The organism is Sphaerospermopsis sp. FACHB-1194 (assembly GCF_014696235.1).
Lineage (GTDB): Bacteria > Cyanobacteriota > Cyanobacteriia > Cyanobacteriales > Nostocaceae > Sphaerospermopsis > Sphaerospermopsis kisseleviana.
Genome location: NZ_JACJPU010000004.1, coordinates 19579 through 36429 on the forward strand (window position 1 = coordinate 19579; position 16851 = coordinate 36429).

A 16851-nucleotide genomic window follows, 5' to 3' on the forward strand; every position below is an offset into this window, starting at 1 on the left:
ATTATTTACAAATTTATTCAGCCCAAAATCTCCCTCAACTTCTCCATCAAGTCTTCCGCCAAATCTAACATTTCAATTTCATCAATTCCTCCATCACTAGAACCGCGATTACTTCCTAAAACCGCAACACCACCAACTAACAAATCCTTCGCAGCAAAAATTCTGTCATTCTCTGTTAATTGACTCAAACAATCTTCTAAACCTGCAATAATTTCATCAATAGATTTATCCTGTAACTGCTTGCGTACCTTCACAGCTACTATATCATCACTTTCTAAGAAAGCCGTCAATTTTTCTATATAACCTGGTTCATCCTCATCATCTCCCCAAGTTTGTAACCAATCACTATCTATATTCTCAAAATATAAATCTACACAATCAATACCATGATTTATCCAATCTTCCTGTAACCTTTTACCTGCTTCTAAATGTTCAAGGTATTGTGTAAAATTATCTGTTTTTTTAATTTCTATTTCTTTTACCATGATGACACTTTATCCTCAAACTGCAAATACAACTAAAAAGCTATAAATTAAATTTTAAGTAAATTCCTATCGGCAAATGATAAGTAAGTTCTAGCATCAATAATTATCTGTTGCAGGAAAAAGAGGACAAACTTTTTAGCAGTCAAAGAACCAGGTTTAACATCTTTAACCCAACGATTAATTTGTTTTAACCTAATTTCTAAACTGGGATCTATGGTTGATGCTGCCTCAATTAATGACTTGAGTTGTTCCTTAATCTCTTGTGGACGCAAAAATATACACCTAAAAAAGTGATTTTATGTTATCTATTTTAACAGTATTTAATAGTTTTGTCCAGCGAAAAAAAATGAAAAAGTAAAATTCTAAAATTCATTCCCATACAGAGTATGGGAACGAGAAAACGAGAAATATTTACCTCCTGCCTCCTTTCTCCTGCCTCAAGGGGCAACTTCTTATCAATTGATAATTGACAATTGATAATTGACAATTGTTTCATTCAAGGTTTAAAACCTCCTCTTTCAAGGGGAAAAAATCAAAAAATTCCGTTTTTTCAATCCTCTCCCTAGAAGGGAGAGGTAATTGTCAATTGTTCATTGTCAATTGTCCATTATTTAATAGCAGCTAACTGTTGCTGTTGATCTTGCATTTCCAAGAGTTCAGGAACAGTAACAAATTTATAGCCTTGCTTACGGAATCTACTGATAATTTCTGGTAAGGCTTGGACGGTGTGAGTGCGATCGCCTCCACCGTCGTGCATTAAAACAATACCCCCTGGTTTTGCCGATTTGAATATATTGTTAATAAGTCTAGGTACAGCAGGACGGGAATAGTCTATAGAGTCAGATGACCACATAATAATTGCATACTTATTATTTCTGGCGTAGGATACGACACCATTAGTCATAATTCCACCAGGTGGACGAAATAAACCGGATTTCACCCCTGTAGTTTTAAAAATAATATCTGTGGTATTGGCAACTTCATAGGCTGCGGCTTGGGCGTTCATGTGATGATACCAATGATGCCAGGTATGATTAGCAATAGAATGGCCTTCAGCAACTATACGTCTAGTTAAATCAGGATAATTTTTTACATTTTGCCCAACAACGAAAAATGTACCTGGAATATTATTTTTTTTGAGAATATCTAGAACCTGGGCAGTGCTTTTTGGCCAAGGACCATCATCAAAGGTGAGGGCAATAACTTTCTGGTTTGGAGGTAGGGTTGCAAATTTAATTGTTGCTCCTTGAAAGCGTGATGGTACATCAGTGATAATACCTTTTGCTTGTGCTTCTTTTTGCCAAGTAGTAAGCATAGCAGCTTTGAATTTCTCAATTCGCTGCTGAGTGCCTGTATTAGCCGCAATCTCATTGATTTTGATATGCTGGTTATTTTGAGCTTTAGAGGTATTTGCCCTCACAAGCATCATTAACCCAATACCCAAAGTACCAGTTAAACATAGCAATACAATCAAAATTCCCTGCGGCCAAAAAAATGACTTATTATTTTCCACTGCATAGCTCCTTCAAGGGTTAAACCGTCGCTCACGTTGATGACGGTAGTTTATAACATATTTTTTTTCTAAATGTTAGATACTCAGTTAGGTACTGGTAATCATCAAAACTACAATGGTAAATTACAGAAATTATTAAGTAGACAATTTATACTTACTGGAATTTGGTTGCCTCAAACGGTGAAATTTACCATTCAGTTACTTCCTTAAGTATGGAATCTATGACTTGTTTACTTTTATCCATAACTACAGGTAATAAATTAATAATTATTCCACATAACCAGCTTTGAGGAATAGAGTATCTAACCCAAAATAAGGACACATACTATCATTAACATTACTAGAGATGTATATTTTAACCTTGAAGTTTCTTCCTGCCTGTAAAAGAAAAAATAAAATTTTTCACTTGATTTTGTTGTTTTTAGAAATCTATCGAATAGATAGACAAAAAACAACTAATCATAGTTTCCCATGATTGAGTCTGAATTATTTGTTAATATAGATACTGCTGTATAAATAATTCTGAATTGGATTTTATTTGCGCCAAATTACTAAGATTACTCCTGTAACAATAAAACCTAATCCTACAAGACGCATCACAGAAATAGGTTCTCTTAAAATAAAGAAACCCAATAAGACGGAAAATATATAACCAACGGATACCGCAGGAGCAGCAACGCTAAGGTTAACTCTTGTTAGTAGTAATATGTATGCTATAGCACCAATACCATAACAGGTTAGTCCTAATAATAGTTCTGGTATGGTGATCATGTTGAGGATGAGATTAATAATGTTACCTGCATGAACTTTTCCTAGTTTCATGGCTCCTGTTTTGAGGAAAAATTGTCCAGCAACGCTGATGAGGACTGAGAAGAGGAGTAGGCTAAATTCTTGGGGTGACACTGGTATTTCCTGAGTATTTTAATGGTGATTTTTTATTAAACAAAAAGATAGACAAATTAGGGAATTAAATAATTAGATTATTTGAGCTAATTAAGTTTTTGTCAAACCTCCCATTTCCTTTACTGTATAAAGAGGACGACCTTTGACTTCTTCATAAATTCGACCAATATATTCACCTAAAATACCAATACAAATTAACTGCACTGAACCTAAGAAAAAGATGGCAATAGTAATTAATGTGTAACCTATTAAATTAGATACTGGTGCAAATATTCGCCAATAAATAACTAACAAGATCATAATTAAGGCAATAGTAGCTGATATGATACCTAAATAGGTTGCCAGTCTTAAAGGAACTGTGGAAAATGAGATAATACCATCAATTGCTAAGGATAGAGATTTACCAAAGGTATATTTTACATCTCCTGCATAACGAGGGCTTCTTTCAAAAAGTACGGATGTTTGACGAAAACCTACCCAAGCACGTAAACCACGAATGTAGCGGTTACGTTCTGGCATAGCATTGAGAATATCTACTACTTGTCTATCCATTAAACAAAAGTCGCCTGTATCTACAGGGATGTCAACTTTAGCCAAACGTTTGAGAATGCGATAAAAAAGATATGCTGTTAAGCGTTTGAACCAATTTTCTTTTTGACGGGACTTGCGCTGGGCATAAACTACTTGGTATCCTTCATGCCATTTGTCAATCATGGTTAAAATTAATTCTGGTGGGTCCTGTAAGTCAGCATCCATGACGATAATGCTTTTACCTTGGACAAAATTTAGACCTGCTGTGACTGCGACTTGATGACCAAAATTTCTCGCTAGACTTAGGTAACGGACTCGACTATCATGATGGTGTAATTCGCGGATCATGCTTAAAGAGCGATCGCGGCTACCGTCATCAATTAAAATCAGTTCAACTTCACCGTCTAATTGTTCCATGACATGAGTGAGACGGCGATACATTTCTGTGATGTTTTCTTCTTCGTTGTAGATGGGGATGACTAGGGAGTATATGGGCTGATTCACGGTGATAATTGATTTGATGGATAATTTATAATTACGGTTGGTTAAGTTGAGAAGTTAAGAGTACAAAGATAGTTTGCAGAAAATCAAGAAAATAAGTTTAAAGTATAGTAAAATTGGAGTATAAGCTAAAGAATTAACATGAATTTTACCACTAATTAACTTAACAATGTATAACGCAGAACTCCCAGATAACTTAGGTGATTTTGGAGAATTACTCGGTAGAGTTTTTTCAGGAGAAGAAGTTATTCTTTCTCAAGGTGGTACTCCTGTGGCTCGTATTTTACCTTTTTCCCAGCAGCCATTACCGCGAATACCGGGTTTAGATCGTGGTAAGGTGGTGATTGCTTCTGACTTTAATTCACCTTTACCAGAAGATATTTTAAAAGATTTTCTTAATCCCCTAGACATTGAGAATGAAAGTATTACTTGATACCCATGCTTTTATTTGGTGGGTTACAGACGACTTGCAACTTTCATCTACTGCTTACAAAATTATTACCGATCCTAGTAATGAGTTATTTTTAAGTTCTGCAAGTGCGTGGGAAATTGTGATTAAGGTACGTTTAGGAAAACTAAGTTTACCTGAACCTCCAGAAATATATATTCCTAAGCTGTTACACAGCTAAATTGTATAATCCTAATATTCTGAACTCTTGTTTAACAGGCAAGATGCCTGTTCCACTTATACAAATTAAATGCACAACAGCTTAGTCGGTTAAAAATAAATCGTTTCCAGAGTTTACCAATTCAAATGGCTAAAATATACAGTTATCAAATTATATACAAAATTCTCTACACTTATGGTTATAGATGATTATTAACTTTTTAGAAAAGATGATTCAGATTTACAAAGTGCGTCCATTCCAAGAAAAAGAATGGTTATTAGCTTTATTGGTAGCATCTCTATTTTTATGGATGATAGGTTTGGGTAATTTACCTTTAAGAGATTGGGATGAAGGTACTTATGCTATAGTCGCTAGAGAAATTTACCGTACTGGTAACTGGTTTTATCCTACCTTACAAGGAGATCCTTTTTTATTAAAACCTCCTTTGATGCAATGGTTAATTGCTGTTTGCTATCACATCGGAGGAGTGCAAGAATTTACTACCAGATTTCCAGGAGCATTTTTAACAGCTTTAGGAGTTCCTTTACTTTACTTAATTGGGCGTTTAGTTTTTTTAGAAACTTTACCAGCTTTATTTTCTGCCTTGGTTTATTTAACATTATTGCCTGTGGTGCGTCATGGTAGACTGGCAATGTTAGATGGGATGGTTATTTCCTTTTTTTTATTGCTATTATTTTGTGTGTTAAAAGCAAGAGAGAATAGAAAATATGCTCTGGGAATAGGTTTTTGTTTGGGTTTAATTACTTTAACCAAGGGAATGTTAGTGGTAGTGTTAGCGGGTATTGCAGGTTTATTTATTATTGCTAATAAACAATTAGCTTTATTGAAAAATCCATATTTATGGATAGGACTATTCTTAGGTAATTTACCTGCTATTGGTTGGTATGTAGCCCAATGGCAATATTATGGTGATACTTTCTTAGATGTGCATTTTCAAGACCAAGCTTTTGATAGACTAGGAACAGCAGTTGAAGGTAATACTGGTCCTGTTTGGTATTATGTACTTGAGGTAATAAAATATGGTTTTCCTTGGTTGTTGTTTTTGCCTGGAGGTTTATATTTAAGTTGGAAAAACCGTGATCGGGCTTGGGGTTATTTGGTGCTTATTGGTGCAATTGTTTATTTTTCTATAGTTTCTTTTATGAGTACGAAATTACCCTGGTATGTGATGCCTATCTATCCGTTTTTAGCTTTAGCAGTTGGGGCTAATTTAAGTTATATTTGGCATAAAAATCAGTTTAAAAGTAAATTTTTGATGGGATTTTTTGCATTTTTAACATTTGTTGGTTTAGGGGGTTGTGTTTATTTTAGTATTTTTGATAAACAGCCATTATTAATTATCATGAGTATTGTTTTAGCAATGACTATGGGCATAATATCATGGTTAATTAATCAGCATAACCGTCAATTTATCCCTGTTTTATTTACTGGAATTTATTTAGTTTTATCACTATTAATGCTTTCAAATTCTTGGATATGGGAGTTAAATGAAGCTTTTCCAGTGCAACCAGTGGCAGCATTAATTCGTCAGCATATTCCAGCAGGAACTACAATTTATACTTCTTTTGGTTATAATCGTCCTAGTTTGGATTTTTATAGTGATTGTAAAGTTATTGCTGTTACTGTAGAGGGTTTGCAGAAAATGTTAAATAAAGGAGCTTATTTGTTGGTTAATAATGATAGTCTTGAGAAAATAGATTTATCTGGAAGTAAGGTTTTCGGTAATGCAGAAAATTTTACTTTGATTTCACTAAAAACTAAATAGTTACTCATCGTCAGTTATTTTCCTCATCTAAGCAACCCATAAATCTCGTGCAAATCGTATAGAAAATGTCACCATTAGTATGGCAAAAAAACACATAACTGGGTATCTTATACGAGGATAACGTTCCAGGAATAAACCAAATGCAATGGATAATGAAACAATACCATAAGCATAGCGTTCAGCTGAAGCAGTAATTCCAGTATTTAAAATTAAACCATAGGAACACAGTCCATATACAAAGGTAACAAGAGGAATTTGATAACGGAAAAAGTATAATAAATATATCCCACCAAAAACAATCACTACTTTAAATAATTCATCTCCTGCTAACAACCAAAGTAATAACCATAGGAAATAAAATCCATAATGTACTTTTTGTAAACCTAATTGTAAGCGAAATCGCCATAAAATATAGCCAATAATGATAATTACTAAAAATAATAATGGATGCCAAGGTTGTTTAATATATCCAGATTGCCAATTATTAAAACCTATAACTACCTGCATTATCATTTTCCACCAACCTTCCCAAGCAAAACCTTTTGCATCTCCTCTCCATGCTTTTTGTGCATGAATAAAAGCCAAAGCATCACCAAATTGAATTTGACAATATAGACTATAAAAAATAATACCTAATGCAGTAGCTAAACTAGCAATATAGGCTTTTATAGGTCTTTTCTCTTTCCAGGAAACAAATAAAAAAGTAGGTAACAATGTAATTCCTGGTACTCTTGTTGCTGTAGATAATGCACCCCAAAAAGCTGCCCAAATATATTGTTTTTGATCAAAAGCTCGCAAAGCAGACGTAGTGCATAATAAAAACAAACCTTCAGTATAAATTACTGTACCATAAAGAGAATAGGGACACCATGCTAAAGCTGTTATTATCCACCTTGCAGCACTTTTCCCATAAAGTTCGTTTGCCCAAGAATAAAGTATAATTAGTGTTGCTAGAAATGCTAAGTTATTTACTAAAATACTGGACACTTTAAAAGGTACACCAGTAATCATTAATAAACGACATAATAATGGAAATAAAGGAAAAAAAGCTACTGTAGGGGTTTCTCTTAATTCACTAGAAAAATCATAGCCATGAGTGACAATTTTTTCATACCAAACACTGTCCCATGCGTGGAATACATCCCAGCTGAAGGTAGCAATAACACCGTTTGATGCAACTGGGAATAAGGGAGCAATTATTAACATTGTAACAGCTATCAGAAGTCGGCTAGATAGCCACATTGAGATAGTAAAAAATAAACCTTTTCTCGACAAATATTCGTAATGTAACATAGAAATTACTCGCATATAATATTCTTAAAACTATCATTTAACCCAGCCATTTATCTTGACCATATTTAATCCACTGTTCTACTAACATAAAGGCAGAAATTAAACTCATAAATAGCAAAATTTTATATTTCATATTACCAGGAATACATAGATAAAAATATCCTAAACCTACGAAAAATAATGGAGTAGCAAATATATATCTACCTAAGCTTAGTAAACGGTCATAAGTGAAAAACATAACCAGTGAATGAGCAGTAACAAAGTAAATACAAAGCCAAAAAATATAGTTTACAGCTAACTTGTTTGTATACTCAGGAAGTTTGATTTGCGATAAATTGATTTTATATTTTATTGATTGAATCAAATTGTAAGCATATACTAATATTAATAAAGGTGGATATATATATAAGGCATTCCACCAAATTCTATATTTAGGCAAAAATATATACTTCTGATTTTCAGTATATTTGTAATATGTGAAAATCAAAGCCAAGATCAAAATTATAAAAGGTAAATAAAGACCTATAATATCAACTAAAGGAGACTTAGGAAATAAAAGTAATTCTAGATGAATGCCTAATTTCTTACCCCAAAGACTTTGGTCATCAAAAGGAGCAAAAAAATTACCTCTAGTCTGGAGACAAAAGCTACCATAGACAGCATAGCCTAGTAAAGATGCAACCCAAATAGTTACAGTTGTTTTAATTAATAGATAATATTTTTGTAGATTATTTAATAAGTTATTCCAAGAATATATCTTGATTCTCAACATTTCCAAACCAATAATAGTTATTAAAGTTAATGTGGTTGCAAAAAATATTTGAATTAATACAGGTCTGGTTAAACTCATCAAAAATGTAATGATGAATAAAAAACAAAGTTTGAGATTTTGATTGATTTTATTATTAGGTAAACAAAGCCAGATAAATAACGTACTCAATAAAGAAAAAATGCTTTCTGTATAACCAAGAACTCTAAATATTGCCATTGGGTTAACAGTATACGCTAACATGATCAAAAAAGCTAATCTTGTACGTTTAAAAGCTATTTTTACAACCCAAAATAGTAAGAAATTATTAATAATAAATATCCCATTAGCAACAATCAAAAAATAATGTGCTGCTTGTTCTATGTTGTGGGGATGAAAGAGGTTACGAATAAGAAATGGCCAAAGAGGATAAAATGCTGTACAACTGGGTTTTATAGCCATTTCCGAATAATGTAAAACATCCCAATAATAACTTTTATAAGGTAATTGAGGAGGAATTTCTCTAGTTATTTGGGTTGCAGAAAAGAATTTATGAAAAGCATCAGGATTGAATAGCATTCCTAGTGATGCACAAATAATAAATATACCAGAGATGGCTAATGGTAATATCCAATTAATGTTTTTTATATTTTTTTTTCTTAATAACATTTAATCGCACATCCCTTATGAAGTTAAATCAACTTATAATTAGTACATAATCTCACTACCACTGCAAATATAATCCCAATAAATAAATAACCGGGAATTGGCGATCGCAGATAGTTAAATATCCTATCAAACTTATGTCTAACTAATTTTAATAATCTATTGTTTGCGGTGATCATCATAAATCTTATATTTTAATATTATAACTTTTAGCCTGGGAAATTTTCCACTCATAGAAGTAAGGCATATATACCATAATCTACTTGGTAGAAATTTTACAGTGATAGCATATTAACAAATACCATACTTTGGTTGCATCAGAGATATAACCAGCGGAAACATTAGAAAATCAATATACAACCTAGTTAAGCAATAACTATTACTAATATGTTAAACTGATATACATAGCTTTCTAATCAAACTAATCAAAAATATGCAACTCACAGAAAAGCAATATTACACCCCAGAGGAATATCTAGAATTAGAAGCAACTGCTGACTACAAAAGTGAATATATTGAAGGACAAATCATTCCGATGGCTGGTGCATCTATAAATCATAACCGCATTACAGGTAATTTTTACGCCGAGCTAAATTTTGCCTTTAGACAACAAGACAAATATGAAGTTTTTAACAGTGATATCCGTCTATGGATACCCCAAAAATTAATATATACTTATCCAGATGTAATGATTATTGCAGATGAACCAGAATTTTTCAATAATCGCAAAGATACAATTACCAACCCCCAGGTAATTATTGAGGTTTTATCTAAATCAACCAAAGGTTACGATAGAGAAGATAAATTTGCAGCTTATAGAACAATTCCCAATTTTCAAGAATATTTATTAATTGATCAAACCCGCATTCATGTAGAACAATTTTCTAAAACTGGCAAGAAAAGATGGAATTTATTTGAGTACGATGAAGAAGATGAAAACATATCTTTGGTAACTGTACCTTTGGAAATTTCTTTACAGAATTTATATAATAAAGTAAAGTTTGGAGTTGTGGAATCTGAATTGGAAAATAATAGTTAAATCTCGTCAAATTTAGCAGTATACTATACTTTGGTTCGGCTATATATCCAACGCAATAACAATATAATAAATTCAATCTTGACATAAGTGCAAATTAGACGGTGGTGAGTGTTAAAAGTGAGTCCTTAACAATTTATAGTTAAGAGTATCCGTAAATTGTTAAATCATTGTGAAAGCTATTACCCTTCTTGGTTCTACCGGTTCTATTGGTACTCAGACTTTAGATATCGTTTCTGAGCATCCAGACAAGTTTCGTATAGTTGGTTTAGCTGCTGGGCGCAATGTGGAGTTATTCGCAGCGCAAATTCGCCAGTTTCGCCCCCAAATAGCCGCCATTTCTGCTGCTGATAAGTTACCAGAACTTCAGGAAGCAATTAAGGACCTTGATCCCCAACCTATTTTACTCGCTGGGGAAGCGGGAGTGATTGAAGTTGCCCGTTATGGCGATTCCCAAAGTGTTGTTACTGGTATCGTTGGTTGCGCGGGTTTACTCCCTACTATCGCAGCGATTGAAGCGGGTAAGGATATTGCTTTAGCAAACAAAGAAACTCTCATCGCTGGGGGTCCTGTGGTTTTACCTTTGGTGGAAAAACACGGAGTGAAACTATTACCCGCAGATTCGGAACATTCGGCAATTTTTCAATGTTTGCAAGGTGTACCCAAAGATGGGTTAAAAAAGATATTATTGACTGCTTCTGGTGGTGCTTTTCGAGATTGGCCTGTGGAAAAATTGCCCACAGTTAAAGTTGCGGATGCTCTTAAACATCCTAATTGGTCAATGGGTAAAAAAATTACTGTTGACTCAGCAACTTTGATGAATAAGGGGTTAGAAGTAATTGAAGCCCATTATTTGTTTGGAATGGATTATGATGATATTGAAATTGTCATTCATCCCCAAAGTATTATTCACTCTTTAATTGAGTTACAAGATACTTCTGTTTTGGCTCAACTGGGTTGGCCAGATATGCGTTTACCGTTGCTTTATGCGATGTCTTGGCCAGAAAGAATTTACACAAATTGGGAAAGATTGAATTTAGTAAAATGCGGTAATTTAACTTTCCGTGAACCGGATCATCAAAAATATCCTTGCATGAATTTAGCTTATGCTGCTGGTAGAGCCGGCGGTTCGATGACTGCGGTTTTAAATGCGGCAAATGAACAAGCTGTGGCGCTATTTTTAGAAGAGAAAATTGGCTATTTGGATATTGCGCGGTGTATTGAATGGGTGTGCGATCGCCATCAAAATGATAACAAACAAAATCCTTCTTTAGATGACATTTTAGCAGCAGATCAATGGGCTAGACAGGAAGTTTTTACTGCTACTGAAAAGTTAGCTACTCAACCTCAGTTTATTTCTGTGGTTTAAGTTCTAGATTCCCGATTTCTTCAAGAAGTCGGGGATCTTCTGCGATCGCTACTCTTTCATGATATAATTAGAACGAATAAAAATAATATTGCTGCAATTGAAGCCATGGAGATAAATGCCATGATTACCCTAAATATAGATGAGATTCAAAACAATTTATCAGAATTTATCAAATTGATTCAAGAAGGTAATAGCTTGATCATTATTCAAGCAGATAAACCTATTGCTGAAATTAAACCCATACCAACAAAACCAACTCAAAAAGAACGCCGTCCTATTGGTTTATGTGAAGGTGAATTTGTTGTACCTGATAATTTTAATGATCCCCTTCCTGAAGAAATTATTAACCTATTTACAAATCCATGAAAATTATCTTAGATACTCATATCTTTTTGTGGTTTATTACTAATAATAAACGACTAGCAGACCAATATTATGATGCTATTAGTAATCAAGATAACGAGATTTATCTCAGTGTAGTGTCAGTTTGGGAAGCAACAATTAAATATCAATTAGGAAAATTACCATTACCAGCATCTCCTGAAATTTACCTTCCCCAACAGCGTGAAAAACATTTAATTTCCAGTTTATCTATTACTGAAACTACAATTACTCAATTAGCTAAATTACCACCGTTACATAATGATCCCTTTGATCGTCTTTTACTCTGTCAATCTTTAGAGCATGATTTCATCATTATGACAGAAGATAAAGCGATTCTCTCCTATTCAATGGTAAAGTTTTTCTAAAAATATAAAAAAGCGAATTGAGAAGTTTACTACCATTTTAATGGTAATATCTTAAACTAAAGTGCGATAGTTATTGATTTTGATCCTTTACAATCTTGCGTAAGCTCTAAATATACTGAATATTGTGATTATTTTATCACAGATGAATGCTTGCAAAATGATTAACATAACTAAATATCTTGCCATTTTCAAATATAATTGATAATCTAATTTAACAAAATTTTCTATTTTTTAGAAAAAGATGAGTATGATCATTACCTTAATAGTCGCTTGGATAATATTTGTCATCCTGTGGAAATTAGTCAAAACCACCATCAAAACTGCCGTAACTTGTGCAGCGATAGTGGTTTTATTATACTTCGGTTTTGGGATTACACCTCAAGATATTTGGCAGAAAATCTCTGAAATTACTCAAAATATCTCCCAAATACTTGTGCGTAATTAAACTTAACTTTGCGAAAAATAAATTTTTAATTGCTGATACTGTTAAGTAACATTTCAAAAGATTCCCAATCCCAAATCCAAAATCTAAAATTGTATTACTTGTATGAAGCCGAAATTTTCGCCAGTGCATCCTTCATTGCTGGAGGTAACTGACGCATAATTTTACCTCTTTCTCTGTCTAATGCTACCAATGTCACCTGAGCAGAAACATATAATTCTTGCTCATCAGCAGAAACAATTTTATAATCCCAGTTCATTCGCACACCGGTTACTTCCAACATCCGGGTTTTCACAACCGCCATCATTCCTAATTGCAGTGCGCGATGATAGCGTACTGATAATTCTACCACGGGTAAATCACAACCTAAAGCTACCAAATCAGCAAAATCAATACCTATAGAGCGCAAACATTCTACCCGCGCTGCTTCCATCCAAGTTAAATATGTACCATGCCAAGTAATGCCAGCATAATCTGTATGATGAGGCTGCACTCTGATCGGATATTCAAACCAAGTATCAAATTCAGTTTTTGTTAACTTGTCGATCGCACTGGTAGGTGGTAATTTTGGTTGACTTGGTGTTTCTTGAGTCATTTTCAATCTTCTGAATAATTGGTTTTCTTACCCATCAGATTTTAACAGACCTGCAAAACACTTGACAAAACCGCAAAAACAAGGTTCATTGTCGGTAATGGTGAAAAGGTGGTAGGCGTTGAAAAAACAAAGCCGCTATCACCAATTACCAATTACCAAAAAACAATTTCCTGTTTACCACAGCATATTGCAGGTAAATGAGGAACAAACAAGATCATAAACAAGATCGTAAAACAGTTTTGCACCAAGGCATTTTTACTGCTGAACACTTCTCTATCTTATTAGGCAATTTATCACTTCTTAACAAGAGTTTTATGACTTGTATAAGTTTGTATAGATTGCTTGACAAGATTAGCTAGTTCCTGCAATTGGCTAATTGCTTCTGCGCCTTCTAACTTCATCAATTCGCGGTCATCCCGCATTTCAGTCCAAGTAATTCCGTAATCTGATACTAAAAAGCGAATAAGATGATTATCTCCTAAACTTACCATGAACGAAGCACTGTTCATTTGGTCGCCACAGGTGTAGCAAGAAGCTGGGTAGCCATTACGCTCTAAAACTATTGCCAAGGCTTGCAAGTTCATTACCAAGTCTTGGACAAATTCCCTATGTTGATGTGCCAGTCTCAGAAACACTTTTTTCCTCCAGACACCACAGTCATTTGAGTATCTTTTATATTTTCTTTAGATTTTCCCATCCTTTGGTATTGTATACTATACAATTCCTAACAGATAGTTAAGTCTGTAATTAGTTACCCTGCTTAGGGTAGTGGATAACTATTCTGTATGTCGTATCAAACAATTCAGTTTGCAATATATAAATCTCAGATAAAACTAGCAAAGTTAACATTGTCTTTATATGTTTAGCACTAGTCTCCTGAGTTTAGTCAGCAATCAGCCTTCAGCCTAACTCAAATCTCCTGCTAGTCAACCCGGTAACAGTTGCATATTACACCTTTATAAGTAGTGTTTAACCGAATTAGCAGTATTTCTTAACTCTAGCGTAAGTTTTTGCCTTTTTCTTCCCATCTCTATTTTGGTGAATTTATGCTTCGTCTACTATTGATTAACAAAGTGCAAGCTTTCTGAGGCTCACAGTACCTAAAACCTTGCACAATTTTAATTTTAATCATCCTCAATCCCTTGATTTCTCTGAGTTTTACGTTTATTCAGCAAACCCTAAGTAAATTTCGTTAAATTTTATACTAAATTTTAGACACAGAAAACCCCAAATCTACAGACTTCCTCTGAAGATAGCGGAATCAAGGATCAGGTAGTAGCCATTTAGGCAATAGTTTCGATGTGACTGGGGACTGGGACAATATCTTAGGGGTTGCTGAGAAAGTCTTTCCGTGAGGGCATAGGAGTCAGGAGTCAGGAGTCAGGAGTCAGGAGTCAGGAGGAGATTTGAAAATTTCTTTGCCATCTCTTGAAATCCCCAAAAATGCACACTTTTTCCGGTATACCCTTCAAAACCCTTGCACTAATTTCTGTGTTTATCAGCCTCTAACCTTTGATATATCAAGGTTTTAGGTTTATTCAGCAAACCCTATCTTAGATTTTAGATTTTAGATTGGAGTTCATGAAATATAATCCAAAAACCAAAATTGTATCACCAATCACCAATCACCAATCACCAATCACCAATCACCTGTTCACTACTTTAAGCCACTACTTGCCACCAACCAAAAGCGGGTCCGATAAAACGGATTGTTACCCATACTACTACCATAGCGCCAATACCAATCCAAGCTCCGCGAGTAGTGATTTTCACAAACAATTCCGCTTGAGATTTAGTGATAGGAACCCAGGGTAAAATGCGAGTTTCTTGCCCGTATTGTTCTCCTAGTGTGCTTTTACGACGTTTTGCTTCACCCATAATCAATAATTTAAAGTTCGTTTTAGCTTCTTAATCTATGTTCGCAGGAATCACGGCGATTTTGGAAAGAAGTCAGGAGTGAGAATTTTTAGTTTTCCAATCACCAATCACCAATCACCAATCACCCATTTGAATTGTCTTCATTATTGGGAGAAAACAGACTGGGATCGAGATAATTTAAGCGTGCTAGAGGACTTAGAGCAGCGAGAATTTGAGCGCCATAACTGCGGTTCACAACACGACTATCAAGTAAAGCCACGATACCTTGATTTTCCCGGACTGGGGCGATCGCTCGTTGCAGTTCACTTAAAGCAGTAGGTAATAAATATAACCTAAACCAATCTTGGTGCGATCGCTTGTAATGAGCTACCCTACCAGCCACCAAAGGATTTTCCAAAGATGGTAAAGGCAAAGTTGCAATTATTAACAACCGGGGTGCTGGTAAAACATCTTGATGCGATCGCCAAAATTCCCAACCACTCACCAAAATTCCATTTTCATCCAAACAAGTTTTTTCCACCTGTACCCGTGAACCAAACTCCGAAGCCAAAATTGCCCCCACCCTTGCTTTCAGCGGCACATCCCCCACCAAAACCACAGTCATACCTGGAGATGTAGCACTTAAACAAACCAAAGTACGAACTTGATGAATAAACGCCCCTTGAAATTCCGGTGTATTAGGTAAAGGCAACTTATAGGGTGCATAAAGTTGAATTGCCTCCCCTTGACTATCACTAGAAAACTTCAAACAAGTCACATCCTCCAACCCCAAACGCTGACGAAATAGAGGAACTTCCGTTTCTGGTTCTACCGCACTACCAATCAATACCACAGGTTGCCGCTGCCAAATAGGGGCGAGTATTTTAGCCAATTCCATCGGGGCATAATGTAAAGAAAATAATCCTTGACGACGAGCAATAGTAGCCCAGAAAAGAGCAGAAGATAGGGTAATAGGGTGATGGGGTGATGGAGTGATGGTAGTAGGAGAAAAATCCTCGGTCAAGTTTTGGAACAGCAGCCAAAATTCCTGCCAGCTTTTTGGTAGATTACTTATAGACTCGAAGCTAGAATACAAACCTTGTAAAATTTCAATTTCCCTTTGAGAAATCAGATAACAGTGGTACGGGTTTTCTGGATGTTGGAATAATTCATGTGTCAATTGTACCCTAGCTTCCCGAATTACCTCAGCTTCCTGGGGACAAGCCAACATCAGTTGCTCCCAGTCATGAGGTTGAATATCTTGAGTTAGCTGATCACGTACCCAATCTTCCAAATCATCAACACCATCAATAATAGTAGGAATATTAGGGGGAAAACTACCATTATCAGCCAACTGCCCTTTTAACCAAGCTTGGGGGGAAGTTAACAGCAACCCTTGAAAATCAGAACCAGGCCAAACTTCACCTGTTCTAATGGGTTTATTAGCTGATAACCACTGCTGTAACCTGGGAATTTCTATATTTAGTAAACGCTGCTGGACAGTTGCCGATGCCACAATAATTACAGGACCATGCCACATCAAAGCAGACGCGATAAAACTGGTGCGATATCGACCCTGGTAGCCACAAACAGCCCCGACTTGAATTAAAGCACTACGTCCCAAACGCAAAGCCCGTGCTACCAACCGTGCCATCGTCAAGTGGTGAGGCCAAGTTGGAAAACCCTCTTGCGATCGCAGAAAGTTATGTAGTGATAAATGAACTTCAGCCTCAATCACGCGCTTTTCATCCCATAACAAATGACTTTTT

The 16851-nt window shown here is 35.0% G+C and carries 20 protein-coding genes; 8 read left to right on the top strand and 12 right to left on the bottom strand.

The genetic code is table 11. The annotated features are described in order from the left end of the window. Window positions 1-17: 17 nt before the first annotated feature. From H6F45_RS03565 to H6F45_RS03585, 5 genes are all read right to left on the bottom strand, one after another. Window positions 18-485 carry a hypothetical protein gene (locus H6F45_RS03565; protein ID WP_190346479.1) on the bottom strand — a complete coding sequence of 156 codons (468 nt, stop codon included), beginning with the start codon at window positions 483-485 and terminating at the stop codon, window positions 18-20. A gap of 47 nt (window positions 486-532) precedes the next feature. Beyond that, the gene (locus H6F45_RS03570; RefSeq protein WP_190346480.1) at window positions 533-757 is read right to left on the bottom strand and encodes a hypothetical protein; all 225 of its coding nucleotides are present in this window, start codon (window positions 755-757) and stop codon (window positions 533-535) included. A 335-nt stretch (window positions 758-1092) separates the two neighbouring features. Next, window positions 1093-1998, bottom strand: a complete 906-nt coding sequence (locus tag H6F45_RS03575; RefSeq protein WP_190346481.1) for a polysaccharide deacetylase family protein — start codon at window positions 1996-1998, stop codon at window positions 1093-1095. Between the two features lie 534 nt (window positions 1999-2532). Continuing rightward, window positions 2533-2901 (bottom strand): EamA family transporter, encoded by a 369-nt coding sequence (locus H6F45_RS03580; RefSeq protein WP_137666813.1) that lies wholly within the window; start codon window positions 2899-2901, stop codon window positions 2533-2535. A gap of 90 nt (window positions 2902-2991) precedes the next feature. Then, window positions 2992-3936: a glycosyltransferase gene (locus tag H6F45_RS03585; protein WP_190346482.1), complete on the bottom strand. Its 945-nt coding sequence runs from the start codon at window positions 3934-3936 to the stop codon at window positions 2992-2994. Window positions 3937-4102: 166 nt separating this feature from the next. Between H6F45_RS03585 and H6F45_RS03590 the strand changes: the two genes are divergently transcribed. The 3 genes from H6F45_RS03590 (at window position 4103) to H6F45_RS03600 (ending at window position 6327) form a co-directional block, all read left to right on the top strand. Continuing rightward, the gene (locus tag H6F45_RS03590; RefSeq protein WP_190346483.1) at window positions 4103-4366 is read left to right on the top strand and encodes a type II toxin-antitoxin system prevent-host-death family antitoxin; all 264 of its coding nucleotides are present in this window, start codon (window positions 4103-4105) and stop codon (window positions 4364-4366) included. Further along, window positions 4350-4562 (top strand): type II toxin-antitoxin system VapC family toxin, encoded by a 213-nt coding sequence (locus tag H6F45_RS03595; protein WP_228051742.1) that lies wholly within the window; start codon window positions 4350-4352, stop codon window positions 4560-4562. Before H6F45_RS03590 ends, H6F45_RS03595 begins: the two co-directional genes overlap by 17 nt. 184 nt (window positions 4563-4746) lie before the next feature. After that, a complete protein-coding gene (locus H6F45_RS03600; protein ID WP_242052550.1) occupies window positions 4747-6327 on the top strand; it encodes a glycosyltransferase family 39 protein in 1581 nt (526 codons plus the stop codon). A gap of 27 nt (window positions 6328-6354) precedes the next feature. Here H6F45_RS03600 and H6F45_RS03605 read toward each other — a convergent pair whose 3' ends face one another. Genes H6F45_RS03605 through H6F45_RS03615 form a run of 3 tightly spaced genes read right to left on the bottom strand, consistent with a single transcriptional unit; the run spans window position 6355 to window position 9216 of the window. Then, a complete protein-coding gene (locus H6F45_RS03605) occupies window positions 6355-7635 on the bottom strand; it encodes a hypothetical protein (protein WP_228051744.1) in 1281 nt (426 codons plus the stop codon). Window positions 7636-7657: 22 nt separating this feature from the next. Further along, window positions 7658-9037, bottom strand: a complete 1380-nt coding sequence (locus H6F45_RS03610; protein ID WP_190346484.1) for a mannosyltransferase — start codon at window positions 9035-9037, stop codon at window positions 7658-7660. A gap of 23 nt (window positions 9038-9060) precedes the next feature. Next, complete coding sequence (locus H6F45_RS03615) at window positions 9061-9216, bottom strand: hypothetical protein (RefSeq protein ID WP_190346485.1); 156 nt, start codon at window positions 9214-9216, stop codon at window positions 9061-9063. 251 nt (window positions 9217-9467) lie between these two features. On the opposite strand from H6F45_RS03615, the gene H6F45_RS03620 reads away from it, so the two are divergent. The 5 genes from H6F45_RS03620 (at window position 9468) to H6F45_RS03640 (ending at window position 12633) form a co-directional block, all read left to right on the top strand. Next, entirely contained in the window at window positions 9468-10073 is a 606-nt protein-coding gene (locus H6F45_RS03620) for a Uma2 family endonuclease (RefSeq protein ID WP_190346486.1), read from the top strand. A gap of 169 nt (window positions 10074-10242) precedes the next feature. After that, on the top strand, window positions 10243-11439 hold the full coding sequence (gene dxr, locus H6F45_RS03625) for a 1-deoxy-D-xylulose-5-phosphate reductoisomerase (protein ID WP_190346487.1): 1197 nt from the start codon (window positions 10243-10245) through the stop codon (window positions 11437-11439). 120 nt (window positions 11440-11559) lie between these two features. Beyond that, window positions 11560-11805, top strand: coding sequence for a type II toxin-antitoxin system Phd/YefM family antitoxin (locus H6F45_RS03630; protein WP_190346488.1), 246 nt, complete (start codon window positions 11560-11562; stop codon window positions 11803-11805). Then, window positions 11802-12188 (top strand): type II toxin-antitoxin system VapC family toxin, encoded by a 387-nt coding sequence (locus H6F45_RS03635; protein ID WP_190346489.1) that lies wholly within the window; start codon window positions 11802-11804, stop codon window positions 12186-12188. The genes H6F45_RS03630 and H6F45_RS03635 overlap by 4 nt, the downstream gene beginning before the upstream one ends. 247 nt (window positions 12189-12435) lie before the next feature. Continuing rightward, complete coding sequence (locus tag H6F45_RS03640; RefSeq protein ID WP_096570202.1) at window positions 12436-12633, top strand: hypothetical protein; 198 nt, start codon at window positions 12436-12438, stop codon at window positions 12631-12633. 94 nt (window positions 12634-12727) lie between these two features. Here the strand turns inward: H6F45_RS03640 and H6F45_RS03645 are convergent, their stop codons facing one another. From H6F45_RS03645 to H6F45_RS03660, 4 genes are all read right to left on the bottom strand, one after another. Beyond that, on the bottom strand, window positions 12728-13225 hold the full coding sequence (locus H6F45_RS03645) for a thioesterase family protein (RefSeq protein ID WP_096570204.1): 498 nt from the start codon (window positions 13223-13225) through the stop codon (window positions 12728-12730). A gap of 293 nt (window positions 13226-13518) precedes the next feature. Further along, on the bottom strand, window positions 13519-13860 hold the full coding sequence (locus tag H6F45_RS03650) for a DUF1815 family protein (protein WP_096570206.1): 342 nt from the start codon (window positions 13858-13860) through the stop codon (window positions 13519-13521). A 1027-nt stretch (window positions 13861-14887) separates the two neighbouring features. Continuing rightward, window positions 14888-15103, bottom strand: a complete 216-nt coding sequence (locus H6F45_RS03655; RefSeq protein ID WP_096570208.1) for a DUF2839 domain-containing protein — start codon at window positions 15101-15103, stop codon at window positions 14888-14890. A 121-nt stretch (window positions 15104-15224) separates the two neighbouring features. Further along, complete coding sequence (locus tag H6F45_RS03660; protein ID WP_096572759.1) at window positions 15225-16820, bottom strand: ATP-dependent DNA helicase; 1596 nt, start codon at window positions 16818-16820, stop codon at window positions 15225-15227. Window positions 16821-16851: the final 31 nt, after the last annotated feature.